The organism is Streptomyces glaucescens (genome assembly GCF_000761215.1).
GTDB lineage: Bacteria > Actinomycetota > Actinomycetes > Streptomycetales > Streptomycetaceae > Streptomyces > Streptomyces glaucescens_B.
Genome location: NZ_CP009438.1, coordinates 4236691 through 4260506 on the forward strand (window position 1 = coordinate 4236691; position 23816 = coordinate 4260506).

The 23816-nt window shown below is 72.9% G+C and carries 15 protein-coding genes and 1 tRNA gene; 13 read left to right on the forward strand and 3 right to left on the reverse strand.

The annotated features are described in order from the left end of the window. Positions 1–86: 86 nt before the first annotated feature. Positions 87–2573 (reverse strand): DEAD/DEAH box helicase, encoded by a 2487-nt coding sequence (locus tag SGLAU_RS18345; protein ID WP_078957771.1) that lies wholly within the window; start codon positions 2571–2573, stop codon positions 87–89. An 81-nt stretch (positions 2574–2654) separates the two neighbouring features. On the opposite strand from SGLAU_RS18345, the gene bldG reads away from it, so the two are divergent. From bldG to SGLAU_RS18410, 13 genes are all read left to right on the forward strand, one after another. Then, entirely contained in the window at positions 2655–2996 is a 342-nt protein-coding gene (gene bldG, locus SGLAU_RS18350) for an anti-sigma factor antagonist BldG (protein WP_043502848.1), read from the forward strand. 106 nt (positions 2997–3102) lie between these two features. Further along, positions 3103–3537: an ATP-binding protein gene (locus SGLAU_RS18355; protein WP_043502851.1), complete on the forward strand. Its 435-nt coding sequence runs from the start codon at positions 3103–3105 to the stop codon at positions 3535–3537. 299 nt (positions 3538–3836) lie between these two features. Further along, entirely contained in the window at positions 3837–6260 is a 2424-nt protein-coding gene (locus SGLAU_RS18360) for a sodium-translocating pyrophosphatase (protein WP_043502853.1), read from the forward strand. A gap of 236 nt (positions 6261–6496) precedes the next feature. Continuing rightward, on the forward strand, positions 6497–7093 hold the full coding sequence (locus tag SGLAU_RS18365) for a hypothetical protein (protein WP_043502855.1): 597 nt from the start codon (positions 6497–6499) through the stop codon (positions 7091–7093). Positions 7094–7164: 71 nt separating this feature from the next. Further along, entirely contained in the window at positions 7165–8691 is a 1527-nt protein-coding gene (locus tag SGLAU_RS18370; protein ID WP_043506778.1) for a methyltransferase, read from the forward strand. 175 nt (positions 8692–8866) lie between these two features. Beyond that, a complete protein-coding gene (locus SGLAU_RS18375) occupies positions 8867–11125 on the forward strand; it encodes a serine/threonine-protein kinase (protein ID WP_043502858.1) in 2259 nt (752 codons plus the stop codon). Between the two features lie 160 nt (positions 11126–11285). Next, complete coding sequence (locus tag SGLAU_RS18380) at positions 11286–11483, forward strand: hypothetical protein (protein ID WP_043502859.1); 198 nt, start codon at positions 11286–11288, stop codon at positions 11481–11483. Between the two features lie 249 nt (positions 11484–11732). Continuing rightward, on the forward strand, positions 11733–14585 hold the full coding sequence (gene topA / locus SGLAU_RS18385) for a type I DNA topoisomerase (protein WP_043502860.1): 2853 nt from the start codon (positions 11733–11735) through the stop codon (positions 14583–14585). Positions 14586–14840: 255 nt separating this feature from the next. Continuing rightward, a complete protein-coding gene (gene tmk, locus SGLAU_RS18390; protein WP_043502862.1) occupies positions 14841–18014 on the forward strand; it encodes a dTMP kinase in 3174 nt (1057 codons plus the stop codon). 273 nt (positions 18015–18287) lie between these two features. Continuing rightward, positions 18288–19493 carry a DNA polymerase III subunit delta' gene (locus SGLAU_RS18395; RefSeq protein WP_043502864.1) on the forward strand — a complete coding sequence of 402 codons (1206 nt, stop codon included), beginning with the start codon at positions 18288–18290 and terminating at the stop codon, positions 19491–19493. Positions 19494–19686: 193 nt separating this feature from the next. After that, a complete protein-coding gene (locus SGLAU_RS18400; RefSeq protein ID WP_043502866.1) occupies positions 19687–21288 on the forward strand; it encodes an alpha/beta hydrolase in 1602 nt (533 codons plus the stop codon). A gap of 126 nt (positions 21289–21414) precedes the next feature. After that, positions 21415–21488, forward strand: a tRNA-Thr gene (locus SGLAU_RS18405). A gap of 215 nt (positions 21489–21703) precedes the next feature. Next, a complete protein-coding gene (locus tag SGLAU_RS18410; protein WP_208868997.1) occupies positions 21704–22372 on the forward strand; it encodes a histone deacetylase in 669 nt (222 codons plus the stop codon). 47 nt (positions 22373–22419) lie between these two features. On the opposite strand, the gene SGLAU_RS18415 is transcribed toward SGLAU_RS18410, so the two are convergent. Next, positions 22420–23079 (reverse strand): hypothetical protein, encoded by a 660-nt coding sequence (locus tag SGLAU_RS18415; RefSeq protein ID WP_244315347.1) that lies wholly within the window; start codon positions 23077–23079, stop codon positions 22420–22422. A gap of 133 nt (positions 23080–23212) precedes the next feature. Beyond that, positions 23213–23800, reverse strand: a complete 588-nt coding sequence (locus SGLAU_RS18420; RefSeq protein ID WP_043502867.1) for a GNAT family N-acetyltransferase — start codon at positions 23798–23800, stop codon at positions 23213–23215. Positions 23801–23816: the final 16 nt, after the last annotated feature.

Below are 23816 nucleotides of genomic sequence, written 5' to 3' on the forward strand. Positions count from 1 at the left end.
GTTGGGCCCGGGCCGCGCCCCCTCGGGCCGGGGCGTGCCTGGGGGCGGAGGGGCGATACGACCCCTCGGCCCCTCCGCCCTGCGGGCTACGCCCCCTCCGTCCCGTCCGCCTCCGGGGGCTTCTCGGCGGGGGCGCCCCGCAGGAGCACGGTGAGGAGCCGGACCGCGCCCCGCTTGTGCAGGGGGTCGTTGCCGTTGCCGCACTTGGGGGACTGGATGCAGGAGGGGCAGCCGGCGTCGCACTCGCAGGAGGCGATCGCCTGGCGGGTGGCGGTGAGCCAGGCGCGTGCCGTGTGGAAGGCGCGCTCGGCGAAGCCCGCGCCGCCGGGGTGGCCGTCGTAGACGAACACGGTCGGCAGGAGGGTGTCGGGGTGCAGCGGGATGGAGACGCCGCCGATGTCCCAGCGGTCACAGGTCGCGAAGAGCGGCAGCATGCCGATCGACGCGTGCTCGGCGGCGTGCAGGGCCCCGCCCAGGATCTCGGGGCTGATGCGGGCCTCGTCGAGCTGGTCCTCGGTGACCGTCCACCACACCGCCCGGGTGCGCAGGGTGCGCGGAGGGAGGTCCAGCTTCGTCTCACCCAGGACCTCGCCGGTGATCAGGCGCCGGCGGAGGAAGGAGACCACCTGGTTGGTGACTTCGACGGAGCCGTAGCAGAGGCGGCCCTCGCCCCAGGGGATCTCGGTGTCGGTCTCGAGGACGGAGATGGAGGTGGTGTCGCGGGCGACGGTGGAGTACGGCGGGCTGGCCTCCTCGACGAGGGCGACCGAGTCGTCCAGGTCGAGGGAGCGGACCAGGTAGGTGCGGCCCTGGTGGAGGTGGACGGCGCCCTCGTGGACGGAGGCGTGCGCGGCGCCCTCGTCGACCGTGCCGAGCAGCCGGCCCGTGCCGGCCTCGACGATCTGGACCGGCCGTCCGCCCTCGCCGCGGATGTCGGTGAGGTCGGCGGCCCGTTCCCGGCGGGTCCAGTGCCAGGCCCTGGTGCGGCGGCGCAGCAGCTTCGCGGCCTCCAGCTGCGGCAGCAGGTCCGCTGCCTCGGGCCCGAACAGTTCCAGGTCGTCCTCGGTCAGCGGCAGTTCCGCGGCGGCGGCGCACAGGTGCGGGGCGAGGACGTAGGGGTTGTCGGGATCGAGGACGGTGGATTCCACCGGCTGGTCGAACAGGGCCTCGGGGTGGTGGACGAGGAAGGTGTCCAGCGGGTCGTCGCGGGCGACCAGGACGGCCAGGGCGCCCTGCCCGGAACGGCCCGCGCGGCCGGCCTGCTGCCACAGGGAAGCGCGGGTGCCGGGGTAGCCGGCGATCACGACCGCGTCCAGGCCGGAGACGTCCACGCCGAGCTCCAGGGCGGTGGTGGCGGCGAGACCGAGGAGTTCGCCGGAGTGCAGGGCGCGTTCCAGGGCGCGGCGCTCCTCCGGGAGGTAGCCGCCCCGGTAGGCCGCGACCCGCCGCACCAGCGAGCGGTCGATCTCGCGGAGCCGTTCCTGGGCGATGACGGAGATCAGCTCCGCGCCGCGCCGGGAGCGGACGAAGGCGACCGAGCGCACGCCCTGGAGGGTGAGGTCGGTGAGCAGGTCCGCGGTCTCGGCGGTGGCGGTGCGGCGGACCGGGGCACCCTTCTCGCCCTGCATCTCGGTGAGCGGCGGTTCCCACAGGGCGAACACCAGCTCACCGCGCGGGGAGGCGTCGTCGGCGACCTCCACCACGGGCAGGCCGGTGAGCCGGCGGGCGGCGACGGCGGGCTCGGCGGCGGTGGCGGAGGCCAGCAGGAAGACGGGGTCGGCGCCGTAGCGGGCGCACAGCCGGCGCAGCCGGCGCAGCACCTGGGCGACATGGGAGCCGAACACGCCCCGGTAGGTGTGGCACTCGTCGATCACGACGTACTTGAGCGACTTGAGGAAGGAGGACCAGCGGGGGTGGGACGGCAATATGCCGCGGTGGAGCATGTCGGGGTTGGTGAGGACGTACGTGGCGTACTGGCGGATCCACTCGCGTTCCTCGAACGGCGTGTCGCCGTCGTACACGGCCGGCCTGACGGCGTGGCCCAGAGGTCGTGAGAGTTCCTTCACCGATCGGCACTGGTCCGCCGCGAGCGCCTTGGTGGGGGCCAGGTAGAGGGCGGTCGAGCCACGGCCGTTCGGGGCCTCGGAACCGTCCAGAAGAGTGGAGAGCACGGGGACCAGATAGGCCAGGGACTTGCCGGAGGCGGTACCGGTGGCGACCACCACGCAGTCGCCGTCCAGGGCGTGCTCGGCGGCGCGCGCCTGATGGGCCCAGGGGTGCTCGATCCCCGCGGCCCGGACCGCGGCGATCACCTCCGGACGGATCCGGTCCGGCCAGACGGCATGGCGACCCGCACGCGGGGGCAAGTGCTCCGTATGAGTGATGCGCGAAGCCCGGCTCGGCCCGGAGGCGAGCCGGTCCAGGACCGTGCCCGGCCCGAGGCGGGACACGGGGTCAGCCGGGGATCGATCGGATCGGTGATTCTTGGCCATCGGCACCGAGTGTGTCACTGGCGTGACGGACAATGGGACCAAGGCGTCGTGCACGCCTGCCGGTAAGTGATTGAATGCCATCGCGGCTGGCGAACCGTCATGGGGGCTGAAAACCGAGATGCCCCGAGGACGACCGCTCGATAGCAAGGTGCTGGAGGATCCGTGGACCTGTCCCTGTCGACCGAGACCGTGGGCGATCGCACGATCGTCAGGGTCGGTGGCGAAATCGACGTATATACCGCGCCCAAGCTGCGCGAGCAGTTGGTCGAGCTGGTGAACGACGGCAGTTTCCACCTCGTCGTCGACATGGAGGGCGTGGACTTCCTCGACTCCACCGGGCTCGGCGTGCTGGTCGGCGGCCTGAAGCGCGTGCGTGCCCACGAGGGCTCGCTGCGCCTGGTCTGCAACCAGGAGCGCATTCTGAAGATCTTCCGCATCACCGGTCTCACCAAGGTGTTCCCGATCCACACCTCGGTCGAGGACGCGGTTGCGGCGACCGACTGACCTGTGGTCCGGGCGGTGGCCCGGACCGCAGAGTGGAAGGAAGGGGGTCCGGGCTCGCGGCGGCCCGGGCCTTCCGACAGCACGCCCGTAGCTCCGAGGGGGATGCATGGCCACCGTTGAGCTCCGCTTCAGTGCGGTCCCCGGACACGTCAGGACCGCCCGGCTGGTGGCCGCTTCCGTAGCCCGCAAGGCCGGAGTGGACGAGGCCGTCCTCGACGAGGTCCGGCTGGCCGTCGGCGAGGCCTGCTCCCGTGCGGTCGGCCTGCACCAGAACAGCGGGATCACCGCGCCGGTTCGGGTGCTGCTGATCGAAGAGGAGAAACAGTTCTCCATCGAGGTCGGCGACGAAGCCCCGCACCATGTGCACGACGGCTCTCCCGGCGCGTCCGAGGACGCCGACGTGGAGGTCGAGGAGGACGAGATGGGCCTCGCGGTCATCAGCGGCCTCGTCGACGACATGAAGGTCAGCACGGGCGCGGACGGCGGCTCGATCCGGATGACCTGGCCGACCACACCCCCGTCGGCCGCGGTGCTGCCCTGACGCGCACCGCTCGCACGCCATCGAGGGCCCTGCTCGGCAGGGCCCTCGTTTTTTTCCTCCGCCGGCCGATGCCGGGCCTCGCGCGATATTCGTGAAGGAATTCACGATCAATTCGCGATCACTGCCGGACCCCGCGGTTCACCCGAATGGCCCAGAATGCTTCGGGGGCATTACTCGGAGTGCGCCGGGGTGTACGGATTCCGTTTTCCGCGTACTGTTTTGATCCGGAACAGATCTCCGGAAAAGATCTTCGGAATCCGTCCACATCGTGAGCTCAGCCCAAGCGTCAAGGAGGACGAATGGCGGGGCTTTCTTCTCCAGATCAGCTCGATCGGCTGGATCACTCCACAGCCCTCGCGGCAGCGGTGCTCACCGACGGCAACCGAGCCATGGTGGTGGTCATCGGAGCGGTGGCACTGGCTGCGCTCCTGGTCGCCGGGGCGCTGCTGCGCCAGGTGCTCGCGGCCGGCGAGGGCACCGACAGCATGAAGAAGATCGCGGCCGCGGTGCAGGAGGGCGCGAACGCCTATCTGGCCCGGCAGTTGCGCACACTCGGCGTATTCGCGGTCGTCGTGTTCTTCCTGCTCATGCTGCTGCCCGCGGACGACTGGAATCAGCGCGCCGGCCGATCGGTGTTCTTCTTGATCGGCGCGGCGTTCTCGGCGGCCACCGGCTATATCGGCATGTGGCTCGCCGTGCGCAGCAATGTCCGGGTCGCCGCGGCCGCCCGCGAGGCGACTCCCGCGCCGGGTGAGCCGGAAAAGGATCTCACCGCCGTCTCGCACAAAGCGATGAAGATCGCTTTCCGTACGGGCGGTGTGGTCGGCATGTTCACGGTGGGGCTCGGTCTGCTGGGCGCGTCCTGCGTGGTGCTGGTGTACGCGGCCGACGCGCCCAAGGTGCTGGAGGGCTTCGGTCTCGGCGCCGCGCTGATCGCGATGTTCATGCGTGTCGGCGGCGGCATCTTCACCAAGGCCGCCGACGTCGGCGCCGACCTGGTCGGCAAGGTCGAGCAGGGCATTCCGGAGGACGACCCGCGCAATGCCGCGACCATCGCCGACAACGTGGGCGACAACGTCGGCGACTGCGCGGGCATGGCGGCCGACCTCTTCGAGTCGTACGCCGTCACCCTGGTGGCCGCACTGATCCTGGGCACCGCGGCGTTCGGCGACGCGGGGCTGGCGTTCCCGCTGCTCGTCCCGGCGATCGGCGTGCTCACCGCCATGATCGGCATCTTCGCGGTGGCCCCGCGGCGCGCCGACCGCAGCGGGATGAGCGCGATCAACCGCGGCTTCTTCATCTCCGCGGTGATCTCGCTGGCGCTGGTGGCCATCGCGGTCTTCGCCTACCTGCCGGGGAAGTACTCCGAGCTGGACGGGGTCACCGACGAGGCGATCCTGGCGAAGGACGGCGACCCGCGGATCCTCGCGCTGGTCGCGGTGGCGATCGGCATCCTGCTCGCCGCCGTCATCCAGCAGCTCACCGGCTACTTCACCGAGACCAGCCGCCGCCCGGTGCGGGACATCGGCAAGAGCGCCCTCACCGGTCCCGCCACCGTCGTCCTCGCCGGTGTCTCGGTGGGTCTCGAATCGGCCGTCTACACCGCCCTGCTGATCGGCCTCGGGGTCTACGGGGCCTTCCTGCTCGGCGGTACGTCGATCATGCTGGCGCTGTTCGCGGTGGCGCTGGCGGGCACCGGGCTGCTCACCACGGTCGGGGTGATCGTGGCGATGGACACCTTCGGACCGGTCTCCGACAACGCGCAGGGCATCGCCGAGATGTCCGGCGACGTCGAGGGCGCGGGCGCGCAGGTGCTCACCAACCTGGACGCCGTCGGCAACACCACCAAGGCGATCACCAAGGGCATCGCCATCGCGACCGCCGTGCTCGCGGCGGCGGCGCTCTTCGGGTCGTACCGCGACGCCATCACCACCGGCGCGCGCGACGTCGGCGAGAAGCTGGCCGGCGAGGGCGCTCCGCTGACCCTCGCGATGGACATCTCGCAGCCCAACAACCTGGTCGGCCTGATCGCGGGCGCGGCGGTCGTCTTCCTCTTCTCCGGACTGGCCGTCAACGCCGTCTCACGGTCGGCGGGTTCGGTGGTGTTCGAGGTGCGCCGCCAGTTCCGCGAGCGTCCCGGGATCATGGACTACAGCGAGAAACCCGAGTACGGGAAGGTCGTCGACATCTGCACGAAGGACGCACTGCGGGAGCTGGCCACACCGGGTCTGCTCGCGGTCATGGCGCCGATCTTCGTCGGGTTCACGCTGGGCGTCGGCGCCCTCGGCGCCTATCTCGCGGGTGCGATCGGCGCGGGCACCCTGATGGCGGTGTTCCTCGCCAACTCCGGTGGCGCCTGGGACAACGCCAAGAAGCTGGTCGAGGACGGCCACCACGGCGGAAAGGGCAGCGACGCGCACGCCGCGACGGTGATCGGCGACACGGTCGGCGACCCGTTCAAGGACACCGCGGGTCCGGCGATCAACCCGCTGCTGAAGGTGATGAACCTGGTGTCGCTGCTGATCGCGCCGGCGATCATCAAGTTCTCGTACGGCGCCGACGAGAACGTGGGCGTCCGGGTGCTGGTCGCCGTGCTCGCGTTCCTGGTGATCGTGGGCGCCGTCTACGTCTCCAAGCGGCGCGGCATCGCGATGGGCGACGAGAACGGCCCCGAGCCGGGCTCCACGGGCTCCAAGTCGCCCGACGCGGCGGCGGTTCCCTAGGGCACCGGCGGCCGCATCCTCCAAGGGGCGGGCGTGGGGCGCGTGTTGACGCGTCACCCGCCCGCCCCGCGTCGTGCGCGCCGACGACGGTGACCCGGACGACGGCCGCGGCGGACGGTGGCCGGCCCGGTCGTGAGCCTTCTCTCCGTGGGACAAAACGTGACGGAACGTATCTCACGCGGCAATCGGTGTGCGGGGGTCGCGCGCATGGCGTGTATGTTCCGGGGCCGAGAGCCATGGAAGGGACCAATCCGGTGAACAAGAAGCTCGCGGCCGCACTGTCCGGCGGTGCGGTACTGGTACTGGCGCTGTCGGGATGCACCGGCGACGACGGCAACGAGGAACTGGACGCCTGGGCCAAGCAGGTCTGCGACGAGCTCCAGGTCCAGGCCAGGACGATCAAGGCCGCCAACGCCGCGATCCAGAAGGAGACCTCGGACAACAGCACGCCGGCCGAGGTCCAGAAGGCCGACTCCCAGGCGTTCCAGGACATCGCCGACGCCTACAAGGCGATCGGGACCGCCATCACCAAGGCGGGCCCGCCGAACGTCGAAGAGGGCGAGAAGAAGCAGCGGGACGCGGTCAAGGAGCTGAACACCATCTCGGCCTCCTACACCTCGCTGCAGAAGCAGGTCGACGCGCTCGACACCAAGGACCAGGGCAAGTTCGCCGCCGGCCTCAAGGACATCGCCGCCGAGATGAAGAAGCTCGGCAAGACCGGCAGCGACGCGCTGAAGACGCTGGAGGAGGGCGAGGTCGGCCAGGCGATGGCCAAGCAGGAAAGCTGCAAGTCGGCCTCCGCGTCGGCGTCCCCGTCGGCGGCGCAGGGCTGAACGGCGGGCGGGCCGGCCGGGGCCCGCACGCGCGCGCGTGCGGTGTCGGCGGGAGCCGACACAATGGGGTGGTGAGCAACGCCAGCCTCTCCTCGCCGTCCCCCCTGCCCGCCACCGACCGCCCCGAGGTCGCCGCCCGGCTGCGGGAGGCCCTGCTCGGGGCCTCCTTCACCGCCGACGGGCTGCTCGACCTGCTCGGTGCCTCCGCGTACGCGGCGCTGGCCCGCAGCGAGACCGTGCCCGCGCTCCGCGCCACCCGCGGGGACAGCCCGCTGGAACTGCTCGTCCGGCTGTTCCTGCTGCAGCAGCCCGTGCCGCACGCGCGCGTGGCGGACGTGCTGCCCGTCGAGGAGTGCCTGGCGAGCGGCTGGCTGGTGCGGGCCGGGCAGGACGAGCTGGCGGCCACCGTGGACGTACGGCCGTACGGCGGGCCCGAGGGCGAGGACTGGTTCATCGTCTCCGACCTGGGCTGCGCGGTGGGCGGCGCCGGGGGCATCGGGCGCCGTGACGAGGGTGTCGTGCTCGGCGTCGGCGGCGCCTCGACCACGCTGGCCGGCATCACCGTGCGCACTCCCGTCGCCGCCGCCCTCGACCTGGGCACCGGCTCCGGCATCCAGGCGCTGCACGCCGCCCGGCACGCCACCCGGGTGACCGCGACCGACGTCAACCCGCGCGCGCTGCACATCACGGCCCTCACCCTCGCCCTGTCCGGCGCGCCCGCCGCGGACCTGCGGGAGGGTTCGCTGTTCGAGCCGGTCGAGGAGGACGAGACGTTCGACCTGATCGTCTCCAACCCGCCCTTCGTGATCTCGCCGGGCGCCCGGCTGACCTACCGTGACGGCGGCATGAGCGGCGACGACCTGTGCCGCACGCTCGTCCAGCAGGCGGGCGAGCGGCTGAACGAGGGCGGGTTCGCGCAGTTCCTCGCCAACTGGCAGCACGTCGAGGGCGAGGAATGGCAGGACCGCCTGCGGTCGTGGGTGCCGCGCGGCTGCGACGCCTGGATCGTGCAGCGCGAGGTGCAGGACATCACCCAGTACGCCGAGCTGTGGCTGCGCGACGCGGGCGACCACCGCGGTGACCCGGCCGAGTACCAGGCGCGGTACGACGCCTGGCTGGACGAGTTCGAGGCCCGCAAGGTGAAGGGTGTGGGCTTCGGCTGGATCACCCTGCGCCGGACGGACTCCGCCGAGCCGTCCATCACGGTCGAGGAATGGCCGCACCCGGTCGAACAGCCGCTCGGCGAGACGGTCCGGGCGCACTTCGCCCGCCTGGACTACCTCCGCTCGCACGACGACGCGGCCCTGCTGGAGGAGCGGTTCCGGCTCGCCGCCGAGGTCGTCCAGGAGCAGGTCGGTCTGCCCGGTGCCGAGGACCCCGAGCACGTCGTGCTCCGCCAGCACCGCGGCATGCGCCGGGCCACCAAGGTCGACACCGTCGGCGCGGGCTTCGCGGGGGTGTGCGACGGCTCGCTGACCGCCGGGCGGATCCTGGACGCGATCGCCCAACTCGTCGGCGAGGATCCGGTCCTGCTGCGCGACCGTACACCCGCCCAGATCCGGCTCCTGGTGGAGCAGGGCTTCCTCGAACCGGCCTGAGCCCGCCGCCACGCCGTCACTCCTGAGACCTCCGTTGTCCAGGTGGCCCACGTGTCCGCTCTGACGGGATTGCTCCGGAAAAGGACTCCTGTCAGTGGTGGGTGCGAAGCTACCTTCAAGGGGGACGAACGGCCGCGCGGCCTCGGGGGAGGCGCGCTGTCTCGGGGGAGGCGTGATGGCGGGTGGGACGCCGGACCGGAGCGACGGCAGGATCATCAACGGGCGTTACCGGCTGCTGCGCACACTCGGCGCGGGCGGCATGGGCCGGGTGTGGCTCGCCCACGACGAGGAACTGGCCTGCCAGGTCGCGCTGAAGGAGATCGCGTCGGCGGACCTGCCGGCGGACCCGGAGGGCACCGCCCAGCGCATCGCCCGGGCGCGCAGCGAGGCACGGCACGCGGCGCGGCTGCGCGGGCACCCGCACGTGGCCACCGTGCACGACGTGGTGGTGCACGAGGGACTGCCGTGGATCGTCATGGAGTACGTCCCGGACGCGGTCGACCTCCAGGCGGTGATCCGGCGATCCGGCCCGCTGCCTCCCGCGCGGGTGGCCCGCATCGGCCTGGCCGTGCTGGACGCGCTCGGCGCCGGGCACCGCGTCGGCATCCTGCACCGGGACGTGAAACCGGCCAACATCCTGCTGGCACCGGACACCACCGGCGACGCCCACGCGCGCGTGCTGCTCACCGACTACGGCATCGCCCTGCGGCCCGAGTCCCGCGAACCCGGGCTCACCGCCACCGCCGGCATCCTCGGCACGCCCGGCTATCTGGCCCCGGAGCGGGCACGCGGCGAGCCGCCCACCCCGGCCGCCGACCTGTTCTCCCTCGGCGCCACGCTGTACTGCGCGGTGGAGGGCCGCGGCCCGTTCGACCGCGACGGCGAGTACGCCACCCTGACCGCTCTGCTGGGCGAGGAACCGGCACCTGCCGTGCGGGCGGGTGAGCTGGCACCCGTGCTCCAGGGCCTGCTCGTGAAGGACCCGGTCCGCCGATGGGCACCGGAGACGGTGGCGCGCGGGCTGGAACGGGTGCTGGCGCGGGAGGCGCGCGGCGAGGGCGCCACAGCCGACGGGTCCGGCGCCTCGCCGCGGGGATTCGGGCCGCCGTCGGCCCCGTTCGGTGCCGGTGCCGGTGCCGGCTTCGCGGAGGCGGGGGAGGGGCGAACCCCGCAGGCGCCCGGCGCGTCCGCCACCCCGGGCACCCCGCGGACGCCGCACACTCCGGCGGGCGCGGGCGGCCACGCGGCAGCGGGCGGCCCGTACGGCGACGCGCGGGTCCCGCACACCCCGGCGGGCGCGGCAGACCCCGCCACCCCGGACCGGCCGCACACCCCGACGCCGGGCAACCCGCACACCCCGACGCCCGGCAACCCGTACGCGCCGACGCCGGGCAACCCGTACGCGCCGACGCAGAGCGCTCCCTACGCACCGGCGCCGGGCGGCCCGTACGCACCCGTGCCGAGCGGTCCGTACGCCTCCGGTGGGCAGCCGCCGTATCCGCCGGGCGCGTTCCACCACCCGGCCGCACCGCCCCCGCCCGGACCCGACCGCCGCAGGCTCGTCCTGGTCGCCGGTCTTGTGCTGGCCGTCGTCCTCGCCGTGGGACTCGGCGGCTGGGCCGTGTTCGCACCGGAAGGGGACGGGAACATCGCGGGCGGGGGCTCTCCCTCGACGAGTGCGGCCGAGGACTCGGCGTCACCGGCGGGACCGGTGCCGCCGTACGGGGACGCCGTGGGGCTGACCGAACCGCTGGCGGCCGGGGACTGCGTGAAGGCCGTGTGGACGGGGACGCCGTTCGAGTCGCCGCCGAACCTCGGCGTGGTGGACTGCGCCGACGACTGGCCGGACGGGCAGGTCGTGGCCGTCGACACCGCCGAGGACCACGCCGACGCGCGCGCGAACGGGGCGCGGCGGTGCGCGGACCAGACCCGCGCGCTCGTGGAAGCGCTGCCCGACGCGGGCGGCTACGCCGTGCTGCCGACCCGGGAGGGCTTCGACGCGGCGGGCGGCGGCACCGCCTGCCTGGTGCTCGGCCGGCACGCGGCGATCGGCGGCGAGGTCGGCCGCTTCCGCGACAGCGGCACCGACCTGTGGGTCGGGCAGATGAGCGTCGGCGACTGCTGGATCTACAAGGACCTGGACGACGGCTACGAGGCACCGCTCACCGACTGCGCCGAACCCCACACCGACCAGGTCATCGGCACCGCTCAGGCTCCCGCCGGGATGAGCTTCGACACGGCGGGCGACAACGCGACCAAGCTGTGCAGCAACAAGTTCGAGTCGAACTGGGCGCCAGGACCCGAGCGGGCCGTCTTCGGCTGGATGGCCGACGAGGAGGACTGGGAGAAGGGGTTCACCAAGGTGGTCTGCACGGTCAGCCGGGTCGACAACGAGAAGACGACCGGAAAGATATCCGCGCCCGGTGCCGTCTGAGGCCGCGCGGTGCCTTCCGGGGCTCCTCCTGGGCCGCCCTGAGGCCGCGCGGGCAATCGTCGGCCTCGCGTTCACCCCGGGTTCGCCTCCGCGCAGCCCACGCGTGCCAGCCTCCGGGCTACGGGGCACGCGCGGACGCGGAACTGGGGGCACGGGGAGCATGGAGAACGGGCCGGCGATCTTCACGGGGATGGTGTTCGCCCTGTTCGGAGGGGGGCTGCTGGTGTGGACCGGGGTGCGGACCCGGCAGGGGCAGCCGGTGGCGCAGGGTGTGAGTCCGCTCGCATCGGTGGCCCTCGCGAGCGTCGTCGGGGTGCTCGCGCTCGCCGTGGGGGCGTGGTGTCTCACCCGGGTGTGAGCATCATGGAGGGGACGCTGCCACGGTGAACGGGAGTCCATCGCTCCGGATCGGCCGGAAAGCGGCGGCGGACACACCGGGCGGCAGGAATGGCGGAAGTCGGGTTACCGTTCGAGTGGCCGTTGCGGGCTTTTCCCGTTTGACAACGGGGCGGGATGTACCGTCACACTCCGCAGCGTCACCACCACCCGACCCCGGGAACGAGAAGGCCTGGGGAGGCCCCAGCGTCGACCGGAGAGAAGAGCCAAGTTGTCCCCGACCAGCGAGACCGCACAGGGCGGCCGCCGACTCGTCATCGTCGAGTCGCCTGCCAAGGCGAAGACGATCAAGGGCTACCTGGGCCCCGGCTACGTAGTCGAAGCGAGCGTCGGGCACATCCGCGACCTCCCCAACGGCGCCGCGGAGGTGCCGGAGAAGTACACCGGCGAGGTGCGCCGCCTCGGCGTGGACGTCGAGCACGACTTCGAGCCGATCTACGTCGTCAACGCCGACAAGAAGGCCCAGGTCAAGAAGCTCAAGGACCTGCTGAAGGAATCCGACGAGCTCTACCTCGCCACCGATGAGGACCGCGAGGGCGAGGCCATCGCCTGGCACCTCCAGGAGGTGCTGAAGCCCAAGGTCCCGGTCAAGCGGATGGTCTTCCACGAGATCACCAAGGCCGCGATCCAGGCCGCCGTCGCCAACCCGCGCCAGCTCAACCAGAAGCTCGTCGACGCCCAGGAGACCCGCCGCATCCTCGACCGCCTCTACGGCTACGAGGTCTCGCCGGTGCTGTGGAAGAAGGTCATGCCGCGGCTGTCGGCGGGCCGCGTGCAGTCCGTCGCGACCCGGCTGGTCGTGGAGCGGGAGCGGGAGCGCATCGCGTTCCGATCCGCCGAGTACTGGGACCTCACCGGCACCTTCGCCACCGGCCGCGCGGGGGACCCGTCCGACCCGTCGTCGCTGGTCGCGCGGCTCCAGACGGTCGACGGCCGGCGTGTCGCCCAGGGCCGCGACTTCGACTCCCTCGGGCAGCTCAAGGGCGCGAACACCCTCCACCTCGACGAGGCGAACGCCCGCGCGCTCGCCGCCGCGCTGGAGAACACCCGGTTCTCGGTCCGGTCCGTCGAGTCCAAGCCGTACCGCCGCTCGCCGTACGCCCCGTTCCGTACGACGACCCTCCAGCAGGAGGCCAGCCGCAAGCTCGGCTTCGGCGCGAAGGCCACGATGCAGATCGCGCAGAAGCTGTACGAGAACGGCTACATCACGTACATGCGTACGGACTCCACGACGCTGAGCGACACGGCGATCTCCGCCGCCCGCGCCCAGGTCACGCAGCTGTACGGCGCCGACTACCTGCCGCCGCAGCCGCGGTCGTACGCCGCGAAGGTCAAGAACGCACAGGAGGCGCACGAGGCGATCCGCCCCTCGGGTGATCGTTTCCGCACCCCCGCCGAGACCGGACTGACCGGCGACCAGTTCAGGCTGTACGAGCTGATCTGGAAGCGGACCGTCGCCTCCCAGATGAAGGACGCGACCGGCAACTCCGTCACCGTGAAGATCGGCGGCACCGCCGCCGACGGACGGGACGTCGAGTTCAGCGCGTCGGGCAAGACCATCACCTTCCACGGCTTCCTCAAGGCGTACGTCGAGGGCGCCGACGACCCGAACGCCGAGCTGGACGACCGTGAGCGCCGCCTGCCGCAGGTCGCCGAGGGCGACCCGCTGACGGCCGAGGAGATCACCGTCGACGGTCACTCCACCAAGCCCCCGGCCCGCTACACCGAGGCGTCCCTGGTCAAGGAGCTGGAAGAGCGGGAGATCGGCCGCCCGTCGACGTACGCGTCGATCATCGGCACCATCCTCGACCGCGGCTACGTCTTCAAGAAGGGCACGGCCCTGGTGCCGTCCTTCCTCTCCTTCGCCGTGGTCAACCTCCTGGAGAAGCACTTCGGGCGGCTCGTCGACTACGACTTCACCGCCAAGATGGAGGACGACCTCGACCGCATCGCGCGCGGCGAGGCGCAGGCCGTGCCGTGGCTGAAGCGGTTCTACTTCGGCGAGGGCACCGTCGAGGGCGTGGCCGCCGACGCCGGCAACGGCGACGGGGACCACCTCGGCGGCCTCAAGGAACTGGTCACCGACCTGGGCGCGATCGACGCCCGCGAGGTGTCGTCGTTCCCGGTCGGCAACGACATCGTGCTGCGGGTCGGCCGCTACGGGCCGTACATCGAGCGCGGCGACAAGGACACCGACGGCCACCAGCGCGCGGACATCCCCGAGGACCTGGCGCCCGACGAGCTGACCGTCGAGCTGGCCGAGGAGCTGCTCGCCAAGCCGAGCGGCGACTTCGAGCTGGGTGTCGACCCCGCCACCGGCCACACCATCGTCGCCAAGGACGGCCGCTACGGCCCGTACGTCACGGAGATCCTCCCCGAGGGCACCCCGAAGACCGGCAAGAACGCGGTCAAGCCGCGCACGGCGTCGCTGTTCAAGTCGATGGCGCTGGACACGGTGACGCTGGAGGACGCGCTCAAGCTGATGTCGCTGCCGCGCGTCGTCGGCACCGACGCCGACGGCCAGGAGATCACCGCGCAGAACGGCCGTTACGGCCCGTACCTGAAGAAGGGCACGGACTCGCGGTCGCTCCAGTCCGAGGAACAGCTCTTCACGATCACGCTCGAAGAGGCCCAGGCGATCTACGCCCAGCCCAAGCAGCGTGGCCGCGCGGCCGCCAAGCCGCCGCTGAAGGAGCTGGGCGAGGACCCGGTCAGCGGAAAGCCGGTCGTGGTGAAGGACGGCCGCTTCGGCCCGTACGTCACCGACGGCGAGACCAACGCGACCCTGCGCTCCGGCGACAGCGTCGAGACGATCACGCCGGAGCGGGGCTTCGAGCTGCTCGCCGAGAAGCGGGCGAAGGCGCCCGCCAAGAAGACGGCGAAGAAGACGGCCGCGAAGAAGACGACCACCGCGAAGAAGACGGCCGCCAAGAAGACCACGGCCGCGAAGAAGACGGCGGCGAAGAAGACGACGACGACGGCGAAGAAGACCGCCGCCACGACGACCGCCAAGAAGACGGCCGCGAAGAAGGCCACGGCGTCCAAGGCGGCGTCCGAGGACTGAGCCCCGGCGCGAACCGGGACGGCCGGCGCCCGGACGGGTGTGTCCCGCCGGGCGCGGGGTAGCCGGGTTCCGGCGGGAGCCGGGTGCGCGTCACCCGGCGAGCGCCGGGTGTGGGTGATTTCCGGCGAACGCCGGACGGGCTTTCCCCGTCCGGCGTTCGCGAAACCCAACACTCCGGCAACGTTCGGGTGTCAAGGCGCGCGGGCGTTCGGGTGCACGCCCCGGAGTGTCGGCGCGGCCCGATAGTCTGAACGCATGACGCGAGCCGAGCAGCCAACGGCCCCTCACCCGGACCCCGACGACGCGCTGGTAGCGGACTCCCGCGAGCGCGCCGTCCGTTCCCTGTTGCGCCAGCCGCAGCTGAAACGGCTCTGGAGTGCGCAGCTGGTGAGCGGGGTCGGTGATGTCCTCGCTCTCCTCGTCCTGGTCCTCCTCGCCCTCCAGGCGGCCATCGCCGCGGGCTCCTTCGGCGGCGGTTACCGGGGCGTGGCGTTCGCAGTGGCGACCGTTTTCGGGGTGCGCATCCTCGCCACCCTGCTCTTCGGTGCCGTCCTCCTCGGCCCGCTCACCTCGCTCACCTCGCCGGACGGTCCCCTCGACCGCCGCTGGACCATGGTCGGCGCGGACGGCGTGCGCGCCGCGCTGCTGATCGTGGCCCCGCTGTGGATCGACTGGACACCGGACGACGCGCTCGCCGTGCTCCTGGTCACCGTCTTCGTCACCGGCGTCGCCGAACGGTTCTGGACGGTGTGCCGGGAGAGCGCCGCGCCCGCCCTGCTGCCCGCCCCGCCACCGGAGGGCGCGACGGTACGGCCGCTGCCCGACCACCTGGACGCCCTGCGCCGCCTGTCGCTGCGCACGAACTTCGTGGCCGTCCCCGTCGCGGGCGCCGTGCTGGTCGCCGCCGCCCTGCTCAACAACCTCCTCGGCGCCGGCGCCGACTGGTTCTCCCAGCACCAGGCGGCCCTCGGCGCGTATGTCGCGGCCGGCCTGTTCGCCGCGTCCCTGTCCGTGCTGAGCTTCCTCGACCTGCCCGCCGCCCGCACCCCCCGCGCGCGGTCGCCGCTGGAGGGCCTGCGCCGCCCCAGGACCGCCGCCGGCGCCGACAAGGGCCGCACCGGCGCGATCCCGCTGCTGGTGCTCGCCTGCGCCGCCGTCGCGGGCGCGGTCGCCGCAGCGGTCGCCGTGGCCGTGCTGCACGCCAAGGACCTCGGCGGCGGCCCCGTGACGTACGGGCTGCTCGTGCTCGCGCTGACCGGCGGCGTCGTCGTCGGCATCCGCACGGCGCCCAGGGTGCTGGTGTCGCTGTCGCGGCGCCGCATGCTCGCGCTGGCCGTCGCCTTCACCGGGGTGGCCCTGCTGGCCGCCGGACTGGTCCCGGACGTCACCACCGTGCTGCTCGTCGTCGCCCTGGCCGGGGCCGGCGCCGGCATGGCCGCCAACACCGGGCACGCGCTGCTCGACCAGGAGACCGAGGAGCACCGGCGCGCCCGCACCACCGAGCACCTGCACGCCGTCGTACGGGTCTTCGTGGCGCTCGGCGCCCTGCTCGCGCCCCTGGTGGCGGCGCTGATCGGCCCGCACCGGCTGCAGAGCGGCAAGTTCGTCTTCGCACACGGCGGCGCCGCGTTCACGCTGATGCTGGTCGGCGCGCTGCTGCTGCCCGTGGCCGCGCTGGTCCTCGCCAAGCTCGACGACCGCTCCGGCGTGCCGCTGCGGCACGACCTGCGGGACGCGGTGCTCGGCGGTGACGACCCCGTGCAGGTGCCCGCGGGCACCGGCTTCTTCATCGCCCTGGAGGGCGGGGACGGCGCCGGGAAGTCCACCCAGGCCGAAGCGCTCGCCGAGTGGATCCGCGGCAAGGGCCACGAGGTCGTGGTGACCCGTGAGCCCGGCGCCACGCCGGTCGGCAAGCGGCTGCGGTCCATCCTGCTCGACGTGTCGAGCGCCGGTCTCTCGCACCGCGCGGAGGCCCTGCTGTACGCCGCGGACCGCGCGGAGCACGTCGACACCGTGGTGCGGCCCGCGCTGGAGCGCGGCGCGGTCGTCATCTCCGACCGGTACATCGACTCGTCCGTCGCCTACCAGGGAGCGGGACGCGATCTGTCCCCGACGGAGGTCGCCCGCATCAACCGCTGGGCGACCAACGGGCTCGTCCCGCATCTGACCGTCCTGCTGGACGTCGCGCCGGAGACCGCCCGTGAGCGGTTCACCGAGGCGCCGGACCGGCTGGAGTCGGAGCCGGCCGAGTTCCACGCGCGCGTGCGCTCCGGATTCCTCACGCTCGCCGCGTCCGACCCCGGGCGCTACCTCGTCGTCGACGCCGGGCAGGAGCCCGAGGCCGTCACCACCGTCATCCGCGCCCGGCTCGACCAGGTGCTGCCGCTGTCCCAGGCCGAGATCGAGGCCCGCGAGGAAGCGCGCCGCAAGGCCGAGGAGGAGGCCCGCCGCAAGGCCGAGGAGGAGGCCGCCCGCAAGGCCGAGGAGGAGCGTCTGGAGCGCGAGCGCCAGGAACAGCTCGCCCGGCTGCGTGCCGAGGAGGAGGAGCGCAAGCGGCGCGAGCTGGAGGAGGCGCAGCGGCGCGAGGCCGAACGGCAGGCCGAGGAGGCCCGGCAGCGGGCCGAGGAGGCGCGCCGGCGCGCGGAGGAGGAGCGGCAGCGGCTGCTCGCCGAGGAGAAGGCGCGGGCCGAGGAGGAGGCCCGCCGCAAGGCCGAGGAGGAGCGGCGCCGCCGGCAGGCCGAGGAGGAGGCCCGGCTGCGGGCTGAGGCCGAGGCGCGGCGGCTGGAGAAGCAGCGCAAGGCGGAGGAGGCCCTGCGGCGCGCCGAGGAGGCCCGGCGGGCCGCCGAGCAGGCCGCGGCGGCCGCGCAGGCGGGCCCGAAGCCGCCCGCGCCGGTGGCTCCCGCGGCTCCGGCCGAGGCGGTGACCGTGCCGACGCCCGTGGTGCGGCCCGGAGAGGCCGCGGACGACGCGACGACGGTGCTGCGGCCGGTGCGGGAACGCGACCCGCGGCGGCGCGACCCCGACTCCGAGGTGACCGCCGAGCTGCCGCAGCCGCCGCTCGCGGGCGCGCAGGGCGCGCCCGGGGCCGCGGACGAGACGGCGGTGCTCCCGCAGGTTCCGGGTGCCGCGGACGAGACCGCGGTGCTGCCGCCGGTCCGCGGGGAGGCCCCCGCGGACCGCGTTCCGCGGGGTTTCTTCCGCGACGAGCGGGACGGGGACGGGACCGGGACCGACGACCCCGCCGACCGTACGCGTGAGCTGCCGCAGATCGGCGCCGAGGACACCGCGCCGCGCCGGGCCCGGTCCGACTGGGCGGAGGAGACCCCGCTGGACGACCTGCCGACGCTGGCGGACGAACTGCTGGGGCCGCGGGAGGACGAGTACGGGGACGAGGGGCGTCGCGGCGGCGGGCGGGGCAAGGGCCGCTGACCGGCAGTGCCGGGCGGGGACGGTGCGGTGCCGGGCGGGGACGGTGCGGTGCCGGGCGGGGACGGTGCGGGAGTGGTGCGGGCTCGTTCGGGTCCTTCCCGGCGTTCCCGGCGCACCTCCGCCCGCCCCTGCCTCCCGGTGCCCGTCTCCGCCCCCCGCCTGCTCTCGCCTCCGCCCGCCTGAAGGGTCCCCTTGAGCGCGGTGCCCTCGTTGTCAGTGGGGCCCCGCACAATGGAGGACGTACCGGGAGTGGACGGAAGGGCACGGTGGCCCATGTCGGTGTGGGATGACCTCGTCGGTCAGGAGCGGGTGAGCGCGCAGCTGGAGGCCGCGGCTCGGGATGCCGACGCCCTGGTCACCGCGGCCGCGTCCGACGCGCCGTCGCCGGAGGCGTCGAAGATGACGCACGCGTGGCTGTTCACGGGACCGCCGGGCGCGGGCCGCACGCAGGCGGCGCGGGCGTTCGCGGCGGCGCTGCAGTGCGTGAGCCCCGACCGGGCGCTGGGCGGGGCCCCGGGCTGCGGGTTCTGCGACGGCTGCCACACCGCCCTGATCGGCACGCACGCCGACGTCTCCACCGTCGCCGCCGTCGGCACCCAGATCCTCGCCGACGACATGCGGGACACCGTCCGCAAGTCGTTCACCTCGCCGGCGAACGGCCGCTGGCAGGTGATCCTCGTCGAGGACGCCGAGCGCCTGAACGAGAAGTCGGCCAACGCGGTGCTGAAGGCCGTGGAGGAGCCCGCCCCGCGCACCGTGTGGCTGCTGTGCGCGCCGTCCATCGAGGACGTCCTGCCGACGATCCGCTCCCGCTGCCGCCATCTGAACCTGAGCACCCCGTCCGTGGCCGCCGTCACCGACATGCTGATCCGCCGGGAGGGCATCGACCCCGAGGTCGCCGCCGCGGCGGCGAGGGCCACCCAGGGCCATGTCGACCGGGCCCGCCGCCTGGCCACCGACCCGGCCGCTCGGGAGCGCCGCGCCGCCGTGCTGAAGCTGCCGCTGCGCGTCGCGGACGTCGGCGGCGCGCTCAAGGCCGCGCAGGAGCTGGTGGACGCCGCCGCGGAGGACGCCAAGCAGCTCGCCGAGGAGACGGACGCCAAGGAGACCGAGGAGCTGAAGGCGGCCCTCGGCGCGGCGCAGGGCGGGCGGCTGCCGCGCGGCACGGCGGGAGTGATCAAGGACCTCGAGGACAAGCAGAAGCGCCGCCGCACCCGCACCCAGCGCGACAGCCTCGACCTCGCCCTGACCGACCTCACCGCCTTCTACCGCGACGTCCTCGCCCTCCAGCTCGGCTCTCGCGTCGCCCTGGCCAACACCGACGCCGAGGACGCCCTGGAGCGCATCGCCCGCGACAGCTCCCCGGAGTCGACGCTGCGCCGGATCGAGGCGATCGCCGCCTGCCGGGACGCCCTGGACCGCAACGTGGCCCCGCTGCTCGCCGTGGAGGCCATGACGATGGCGCTGAGAGCGGGCTGACCCGCGCCGAGCCGGCTCCCGCGCCGAGCCGGCTCCCGCGCCGAGCCAGCCGGCTCCGGCCCCGCGCACGGGCGCGGGTGAAAACCGTCGGCAGGTTGACGGGGTTACCTCGTCCGTTGGACAACGGCCACCCGTCCGTGGCACACCCCGCACGCACCGCGAACGGAGCATCGCTCAGCGTTACGCTCGCGGAATGAACTCAAGGCGCCCCCACCGCAGGTCCAGGTCCCGTACCGGAGCCGTCCTCCTCGCCGCCACCGCGCTGGTCCTCTCCGCGTGCAGCACCGGAAGCACCACGAGTTCGGCCGGATCGGCCGCGCCGGCGGCGCAGGCGGGCGAGGCCGTGCTGACCGCCCTGCCGCGCGCCACCCCGTCCGCACTGGCGCCGTACTACGACCAGAAGCTGAGCTGGCGTGCCTGTGGCGCCCCCGGGTTCGAGTGCGCCACCCTGCGCGCCCCGCTCGACTACGCCGACCCCGGCAAGGGCGACGTGCGGCTCGCGGTCGCCCGCAAGAAGGCCACCGGGCCCGGCGAGCGGCTGGGCTCGCTGCTGGTCAACCCGGGCGGGCCGGGTGCCTCGGCGATCCAGTACCTCCAGATGCACGCCGGGATCGGCTACCCGGCACAGGTCCGCGCGCGCTACGACATGGTGGCCGTGGACCCGCGCGGCGTCGCCCGCAGCGAACCCGTCGAATGCCTGGACGGGCCGGAGATGGACCGGTACACGCAGACGGACGTCACACCCGACGACCAGCGGGAGACGGACGGGCTGGTCGCCGCGTACAAGAAGTTCGCCGAGGGCTGCGGCGCGGACGCACCGCAGTTGCTGCGGCACGTCTCCACCACCGAGGCGGCACGGGACATGGACATCCTGCGGGAGGTGCTGGGCGACGAGCGCCTGAACTACGTGGGCGCGTCGTACGGCACCTCCCTCGGCGCGACGTACGCCGGGCTCTTCCCGCAGCGGGTCGGCCGGCTGGTGCTGGACGGCGCGATGGACCCGTCGCTGTCCGCCCGGCGGATGAACCTGGACCAGACGGCCGGCTTCGAGACCGCGTTCCAGGCCTTCGCGAAGGACTGCGTACGGCAGCCCGACTGCCCGCTGGGCGGCGCCGGCACCAGCCCCGGGCAGGTCGGGAAGAACCTCAAGGCGTTCTTCGACGAGCTGGACGCGGCACCGGTCCCCGCGGGCGACGCGGACGGGCGCAGGCTCGGCGAGTCCCTGGCCACCACGGGGGTGATCGCGGCGATGTACGACGAGTCGGCGTGGCCGCAGCTTCGTGAGGCGCTGGCCTCGGCGATGAAGGAGAAGGACGGCGCCGGCCTGCTGATGCTCTCCGACAGCTACTACGAGCGGGACGGCGAGGGTTCGTACTCGAACCTGATGTTCGCCAACGCCGCCGTGAACTGCCTCGACCTCCCGCCCTCCTTCCATGGCCCCGAGGACGTCCGCAGGGCGCTGCCCGCCTTCGAGAAGGCGTCCCCCGTCTTCGGCGAGAGCCTGGCCTGGGCCGCGCTGAACTGCGCGTACTGGCCGGTCGCGGCCACCGGGGAGCCGCACCGCATCGAGGCGAAGGGCGCGAAGCCGATCGTCGTGGTCGGCACCACCCGCGACCCCGCCACCCCCTACCGCTGGGCCCGCTCGCTGGCCGGGCAGCTCTCCTCCGGCCGCCTCCTCACCTACGACGGCGACGGCCACACCGCCTACGGCCGCGGCAGCGACTGCGTCGACCGCACGATCAACGCCTACCTCCTGCGCGGCACCCCTCCGGCGGACGGCAAGCGCTGTTCCTAGCCCTGGGCCCAGCCGCACCGCTGGCCACATCCGCCCCCGGGACCCCACTCGGGGGCGGTACGAAGCACTCCCCGAAACTGTGTAGACTTACCGACGTCGCCGATCGCACCATGGTGCGGACGACGCGCCGCTTTAGCTCAGATGGCCAGAGCAACGCACTCGTAATGCGTAGGTCTCGGGTTCGAATCCCGAAAGCGGCTCCCTTGGAACCCCAGGCCGGATCACCTCCGACCTGGGGTTTTGTCGTGGGCGGGTACGGCGTCGACGGGCGCAGCGGTGACTGTGCTCAGGCGAGTGATCTCCTTGCCGCCCACATGCGTACCCGCTACGACAAGAACGACCGCCCCAACGAGCGATGATCACGATTCGTCCGGAAGACCGTCAGAGTGAGAACGTCTCCCAGGAACGAGGAAGCTTGAAGGCCCTGCCCAGTATCGACTCGACGCTGCCGCTCGACCGGCACCCGGAGCGGGTCTGGTACACGTCCTACGGCTCCAACATGCACCTCGATCGCCTCGCCGCCTACCTCCAGGGCGGACGCCCACCCGGGGCAGCGAGGGAGTATCCGGGGTGCCGCAACCCCGCGATGCCGGCCCGGTCGATCCCGGTGGAACTGACCGGCGCGATGTACTTCGCGACCGAGTCGCCCGTGTGGGGCGGGGGCAGGGCCTTCTACGACCCGCAGGCGACCGGGCGGGTACTGGCGAGAGCGCACTTGGTGACCGCCGACCAGTTCGCCGACATCGCGGCTCAGGAGATGTACAGGGCACCGGACATGGACCTCGATCTGGAGGATGTCCTCACGCGGGGTCGTGCCGTGCTGGGCGAGGGACGCTACGAAACACTCGTCTGCGCCGGCCAGATCGACGGCATGCCGGTGCTGACCTTCACGGCGCCATGGCGGATGAACGACGTTCGGTGGACGCCGCCATCCGCTGCTTACGTTCGGTTTCTCGCCGCCGGCCTGCTGTCCGCCGGCGCCTGGGACCTTGAAGCGGTCGCCACCTATGTTGCGGCCTGCCCCGGAGCGGAGGGCCACTGGACACCGCAGGGCATCGCCGACTTGCTGAGCGGGAGTGCGTGAAGGGTCAGCAACCGTGGTATCCGGCTACGCGGTGATGCTGCTGGTGATCATGGCAGGTTACGCGTCGCCTCGTGTGCCGCGGTGAGGGCTCGTCGTCGGAGGTCGCCGCCGAACAACTGCATCGTGGCGGCGGCCAGGATGTCGTCCCCGCCGATGGTCCGCCGGTCCCCGCTGCGGGTGGACAGGGCCCGGAGGGAGTCGTCGAGGGACGGGGGTGGGGCCGGTTCGCCCGGCACCGTCAGGGTGACCGAGCCGAAACGCCTGACCCCGCCCTCGCGGACGACCATGGCCGCGTCACGGGCGAGGTCCGTCAGGAACACGCTCGCGATCCCGTCCAGGTCGCGGACCAGCGCGGGGACGGCCGTCACCCCCTGGCTCCGCAGCAGCTTCCTGACCCCGGCCTCGAACCTGTGGGCGCCGGCCACGGCACTCGGCTTGCGCGACCCGCTGCGCCGGCGAGGAGGCACGATGACACCCTCGGCGTCGTACACGACACCGGTCAGGCCTCGAAACGTCGGGCTGTGGGCGTACCACTTGTGCCCCACCTCGAGTTCGACGTTCCGGTCGATCGCCGAGACGAGGTCCCCGGGAGTCAGCTTCCTCCGGGCCTCCTCCGCAGCCGACCTCCTCGCGCCGTCGATGATCTCCGTCAGCACTGTCCACGTCACCGACGCGGCGGCCGACGCGGCCGTCCGGGAGACGTGCATCGGGGTCACGTCCCTGAACACCGCTCTGACGAGAGAAGGCTTGAACGGCACGGAAGAACTCCCTGGTCTCGGCTGAGTGCAGAGGTGCTGCGGCGGCGGATGAGGGTGCGGGCGACGCGGCCCGGAGGGGTGGTCAGGGGTGCGGGGGACGGCGCAGGTCCAGTCGCATCAGGACGCGGGGGTGGCCGGACAGGACGGAGGTGGTGTCGGCGGCGTGGGTGAATCCCGCGCGCTCGAAGTTCTTGCGCAGGCCCGGGTAGGCCATGGTCAGGTCGACACGGGCGTCGCCGTTGTCGAGGGGGTACGCCTCGACGGCCGGCGCGCCGTGTGCGCGGGCGAAGTCGACCGCGCCGGCGATCAGCGCGTGGGAGATGCCCCGCTTGCGGTGGCCGGGGCGCACCCGGACGCACCACACGCACCAGACCGGCAGGTCGTCGACGTGCGGGATCTTGCGGTTGCGGGCGAAGGAGGTCTGCGCGCGCGGGGCCACGGCCGCCCAGCCGACCGGCTCGTCACCGTCGTAGGCGAGTACGCCCGGAGGGGGATCGGCGCGGCACAGTTCGGCGACGTACTCGCCACGGGCCGGGCCGCGCAGCTCGTTGTTGAGCTTGGAGGGGATCCGGTAGCTCAGACACCAGCAGACGTTCGCCGTGGGCGACTTCGGTCCGAGCACGGTGCGGACGTCCTCGAACACCGTGGCGGGGCGCACTTCTATGGCCATGGCACCACGATGTCAC